Origin of the sequence: Bacillus cereus group sp. N8 (assembly GCF_016483685.1) — a bacterium.
In the GTDB taxonomy this organism is placed as follows: Bacteria; Bacillota; Bacilli; order Bacillales; family Bacillaceae_G; genus Bacillus_A; species Bacillus_A proteolyticus.
Window position 1 is genome coordinate 1 of sequence record NZ_JAEHBK010000117.1, and the last position, 886, is coordinate 886.

The window sequence follows — 886 nt, forward strand, 5'->3', positions numbered from 1 at the left end:
GCTGTTCAAAGTTATTTAAACGGAGAAGGAAGTTACAATATGATAAAGGAAAAATATCAGATTAGAAGCTCTACACAACTAAAAAATTGGGTGAAAAAATATAAAGAATTTGGTGAAATTACAGATACTCGTGGGAAAAATGGTGGAATGAAAGGGATATCAAATCCTCTAAAAGGCAAACGCGTTCATTTTAAGACGATTGAAGAGGAACGTGACTACTATAAGGCACAGGTTGAATATTTAAAAAAGCAGTATCCGAATCTGTAAATGGAGGCGCACTAAAATATACGGTGAGATATCATATCATTGAATCATTAAAGGGGAAATATCCAGTTATATGGCTTACGAAATTTGCAGGTGTACATCGTTCAAGTTACTATAAGTGGATTCATACAAAAAGTATGAAAAACATGCGACTAGAATCCGAGAAACGATTAAAAAAAGTAATACAATCTATTCACGTAAGGCACAAGGAATATGGTTATCCACGTATGAAAATCGCTTTACAGGAAGAGGGATATTTTATAAATCACAAAAAAGTATATCGCTTAATGAGCGAGCTCAACATTCAATCTATTATTCGAAAGAAGCGTCGCTTCTTTAAAGGGAACTATTCCAATGTTTTTCCGAATGTTTTAAACCGTGAATTCAAAGATCGCCAACAAAATGAAGCGCTTGTTACAGATATTACTTACCTACGATTCCAAGAGGGATTTCGGTATCTTTCTGTTGTACAAGATATTTATAATAACGAAGTTGTTTCTTGGAAAATATCCAAGCGCAACGATAATGAACTTGTATTAGATACAATTGAAATGTTGGCACAAAAAAGAGATGTGCGTGGAACCATTCTCCATTCAGATCAGGGATTCCAGTACACATCTCA

Annotated in this window: 2 protein-coding genes; both read left to right on the top strand. The window is 34.3% G+C overall.

Annotation, left to right across the window (positions count from 1 at the left end):
• Positions 1-267 (top strand): transposase (locus tag JDS80_RS30645; RefSeq protein WP_242477470.1); only part of this gene is annotated, 267 nt, incomplete at its 5' end.
• Positions 268-290: 23 nt separating this feature from the next.
• Positions 291-886 (top strand): IS3 family transposase (locus tag JDS80_RS30650; protein WP_199640814.1); only part of this gene is annotated, 596 nt, incomplete at its 3' end.